Genomic DNA, 4,082 nt, shown 5'->3' on the forward strand with positions numbered 1-4,082 from the left:
GCAAGGTCAACAGCCACTACCAAAGCGTCACCGAGCAAAGCGGCATACAAGCCGGCGACGGCGGCTTCCAGGTCAGCGTCAAGGGCGACACCGATCTCAAGGGCGGTGTCATCGCCAGCACCCAAGCCGCTGTAGACCAGGACAAGAACCGCTTCAGCACCGGAGGCACGCTCACCACCAGCGACCTGCACAACAGCGCCCATTACGAAGGCCAGGCGATTGGCGTCAACGTCAACACTGGCCAGCAAGGCGGCAAGCATGTCGTCAACGGGGTGGGGGCCGGCGTAGGCCAGGACAGCAGCAGTGCCCAAGGCACCACCACGGCAGGAATCTCCGGCATCGCCGGCGACCAGAGCGTGCGCACAGGCGACACCACCGGCATCGAGCGGATCTTCGACCAGAACAAGGTGCAGCGCGAGATCGATGCTCAGGTGGCGATCACGGCGGAGTTTGGCAAGCAGGCTAGTAAGGCTGCAGGAACCTACGCGGATCAGCGGGCCATCGCAGCTCGCAGAGCAGGCAACGAAGCCGAAGCCAAAAAGTGGGATGAAGGCGGCGAGTACCGCAATGCATTGCACACTGGAATTGGCGCGTTGACCGGAGGATTGGAAGGCGCAGTGGGCGCAGCCCTCAGTACATCGGCGCTGCCAAGCATCGGAGAAAGCATTGCGGCACTGAATTTGCCCGATGGGGTGCGAGATGCATTGAATGCGGCGGTAGGAACTGCTTTGGGAGCTGTGGGCGGTACATCGGGTGCCGCAGCGGGCCTGAATCAGGCAGGCAACAACTACATCAGTCACAGCCCATTCCGACAGGTCCGTCAAACCGTCAGTCAGGAAAATGCCCGGTTGCTGAATGCATGTGGCGCTAACTGCACCCAGGCGGACTTTCTGAACATCGACCAGCAAGTAGCCCAGGTGGAGCGAGCTGCTAATCTGGCAGCCATTGGGCAAGTCAGCTCCATGACCCAGCAGCAGGCCCAGGAGTTGGCGCAACTGTTGTTGGAGTTGGCTCCGGTCTATGGAACGGGAGAGTCGGCACTGCAACTGATCACGGGCCAGAGTAGCCTGACGGGGGAGGAGGCTAGTCGATTCTGGGCTGCTATTGGGGTAGTGCCGGTGGCGGGAGGAGTGCTTAAGAAAGTGGGAGAGCCTGCCGCTGAGGCAATTTCTAAGATATTCAAAGAAATTGGCAATCCTGCTGAAAACTTGATTGATGCAGCTAAAGGATCTGGTAAGTTTTCAGATCTTTCGGGAGGCTCTAAACTCTATCCAGATGGCAGCATCAGAACAGCTGATGGGAAATTTGCAAGTATTACGGGGAATGCTGCTCCAGGAACCAAGGCTGCATCAGATTATGCAGAATTTTTAAATAAAAATGGAGTAAATGTTGTGGGTGAGGAACTGGTTATAAATGGCCCCTTGGGTCCCAGGCGTTACGATATTGTTGTAAGAGATTCTTCCGGAAAACTTCAGGGAATAGAAATTAAAACAGGATCAGCCAAAAAAACTTTATATCAAGAGTTTACGGATATCTTTGTTAATAAGTTTGGAGCTCAAGGAGTTGGTAAAATATCCGGGGAAAAAATTGAATCTTCTATTACAATTTATCTGAATTGAAGTTACCATGATTTTAGAGCAAGAAGGTAAGAAAACAGTAGAAAATCCTACTGTGAATCAGATCAAGAAGGCTATTTCCTCTTTGAGGAGCTATGGGCCTTCTTCTTTTGCATCCATCACGAATTCAAAAGGAAAATATTTGCAAGTTGCTGGTGGCGGTATCACCTGCATGCTGGAGTTGTATGATCCTGAAGTCAAGCAAAGATTTCGAGCATTCGGTGATAAAAAAAATCCGGTATTTCCTGATGGAACGTTACTTGTTTTTGGAGCTGGAAAATTAACAATGCAATCTGATGAGTGGTTCTTTGCTGATAAAATCGCAGAGGCATTTTGCAATTTTTCAAAAGAGGAGCCGCTACCTACTGATATTAAGTGGAGACCAGCTCCTGGTTTCTGAGTCAGGAAAAAAGTCAGTGCTATGAGAGCAGTATGGCTAGTAACGATAGCCTGTTTCTTGTCAAGCATATAGCGACTGAGGGTTGACTAATGCATTTGCATGCATAAGCATTAACTAAGAGGGACCGTGTTACAGATGATGCCCGAAAAGGCAAGAGCCACTTCAACAGAAATGAGGTCACAACAACAACATGCACGTGGCTGCAGGCAACACCGTCACCATCCAGTCTGGCGGTGAACCAACCTTATGGGCCGTAGTCAGCGGCAAACTCCGCTCTGTGGGCATCCTCACCAAAGGTGGCGTCAGCGCAGGCAAGAGCCGCATTGACAGCAACTATCAAAGCGTCACTGAACAAGACGACAAGAGCGCCGCTCCGATGCACGGTAATCAAGTTGTTTTCAAGGCAAAAAACAAGGCTCTGTGACATGCAGCCCAGCGCACCAGGCGCCAGGCTACGTGGGTCATTGTTTGTCGTAAATCATCCTTCGCTCAGCGCTCGACAACCGTTCTCGGTCTTGCGCATGGTGATCTTGCCCTTCATCTGAAGCTGCTGCTCTTGCAGCCAGTACAGGACGTCCTGCGACTTTATGGCTTCCATGCGGACTTGCTGCAAGGCGGGGTCGAAGAGCTTCGCGGAGCCTCCATTCGGGCATCCGGCAACGTACATGGACCATACCTTTTCCGTCACCTGGTTGTAGATGGTGTTCTTGGGCTGGTTGCGCTCTTGCCTTTGCCGTGCTTCCTGCTCTATCGCATCGAGCGCCTGCATCTTCTGGCGCAGGCTGCTCGGCAACGGATGCTCGTTTTCCCACTGGACCAGCGCTTTCCGATATGCGTCTTCTTCCAGGAAGCCCATTCCCGGCGGGTTGTTGAAGTTGAAGTCTTCTCGACGGGGGGCGCTGCTGTTGTGCTCCTTGCGTAACGCCAGGATCTCAGTCTTGAGCGTTGCGATTTGCTGTTGATCGGCCTTTCCGGCATCCTCCCAGGCTTTCATTCGGTCGCGTTCCTCCATGTAGGTCTGGCGCATGCGCTTCAAGGTATCGGGGTCCTTGAGCTCGATGTCGTAGGTGAACTCGACACGGTAGTGGCCATCTTCTTCATAGCCGTTGGTCTTCTTGACGTGGGTCACCTTGACGTTGTCGCAGGCGGCGAACTGGGGCTCCAGGAATTTTTCGACATCGCTGTCACTGGGGGCAGAGCTGCAGCCAGCCAGGGTCAGGGCGGTGCAAAGAAGGAGTTGCTTTTTCATCGAGAGGGATCTCCGGTCAATGTGAAGTGGGGCAGGGCATGGCAGTGCAAAGCCCGTTTGGCGCTGTGTGCTATGAGCCAGGATGGCTGGGCACAATGGCTGTGCTCTTGAGGTGCGGAACTACAAAGCAAGAAGCAATGCGCTCCACTGGAGCGCATTGCTTTATGAGGCCGCTGGGCGGCAGGGGCAGGTTGATCGGGCAACGCTTATTGAGAAATGCCCAGGGTCACGTAGTTGGCCTTGCCGTCGATGACCGGTGTGGTCAGGCCCTTTTGGGTCGAGACACCGACATAGGCATAGGTCGTCTTGCCGCCCAAGGTGATCTTGTAGACCTTGGCATGCGTGATGGAGTTTTCTGCAGGATCCTCCATCCCTTCGCTGGTCAATGCCTTGGAGAAGCCAAAGTTGGGCGCATCGGGAACGCCACCGTTTTCGGTGAACACCACGGAGTCGTCGGCTCGGATTTCCAGCGTGCCGGTGGAGCTGCAGTCCTCGAATTCGTTGAACACCTTGCCGTGCAGCTCGGAGGTATCGGTGACGGGAACCCAGTCCTCGGACAGATAGGCGTACTGCCCGTGATGGCTGGAGCCAAAGGCACCAGCGCCTTGCGTGCAGTACTGCGCGATGCGATTGCCCAGCAGGCTGGTCACCGCCACAAAGGGCAGGCCCACCCGGTTCACATTGCCGTCCATGTATTGACCCAGTGAAAACCTGCTCAGGTGTTACCGTCGAGAGAAAGACACCATGAGCACATTGATGGAAGAAGAGATCAAACGCTGGACCGCAAAGCGCAAGACGGCACTGATCCTGGAGATCA

Annotated in this window: 4 protein-coding genes and 1 pseudogene; 3 read left to right on the forward strand and 2 right to left on the reverse strand. The window is 54.1% G+C overall.

Translation table 11 applies throughout. From position 1 onward, the window contains the following. The 3 genes and pseudogenes from FSY59_RS27175 to FSY59_RS27185 form a co-directional block, all read left to right on the forward strand. A pseudogene (locus FSY59_RS27175) lies at positions 1 to 1,619 on the forward strand (pre-toxin TG domain-containing protein); the annotation flags it as partial. A 7-nt stretch (positions 1,620 to 1,626) separates the two neighbouring features. Then, positions 1,627 to 2,016 (forward strand): hypothetical protein, encoded by a 390-nt coding sequence (locus tag FSY59_RS27180; protein ID WP_148730035.1) that lies wholly within the window; start codon positions 1,627 to 1,629, stop codon positions 2,014 to 2,016. A 190-nt stretch (positions 2,017 to 2,206) separates the two neighbouring features. Beyond that, positions 2,207 to 2,440, forward strand: coding sequence for a hypothetical protein (locus FSY59_RS27185; protein ID WP_148730036.1), 234 nt, complete (start codon positions 2,207 to 2,209; stop codon positions 2,438 to 2,440). A 54-nt stretch (positions 2,441 to 2,494) separates the two neighbouring features. Here the strand turns inward: FSY59_RS27185 and FSY59_RS27190 are convergent, their stop codons facing one another. Together FSY59_RS27190 and FSY59_RS27195 are read right to left on the reverse strand one after the other, a co-directional pair. Beyond that, complete coding sequence (locus FSY59_RS27190) at positions 2,495 to 3,265, reverse strand: oxidoreductase (protein WP_255439808.1); 771 nt, start codon at positions 3,263 to 3,265, stop codon at positions 2,495 to 2,497. A 206-nt stretch (positions 3,266 to 3,471) separates the two neighbouring features. Continuing rightward, positions 3,472 to 3,957, reverse strand: coding sequence for a hypothetical protein (locus FSY59_RS27195; protein ID WP_148730037.1), 486 nt, complete (start codon positions 3,955 to 3,957; stop codon positions 3,472 to 3,474). Positions 3,958 to 4,082 lie beyond the last annotated feature (125 nt).

The organism is Comamonas sp. Z3 (assembly GCF_008121565.1).
Classification (GTDB): domain Bacteria; phylum Pseudomonadota; class Gammaproteobacteria; order Burkholderiales; family Burkholderiaceae_C; genus Comamonas; species Comamonas brasiliensis.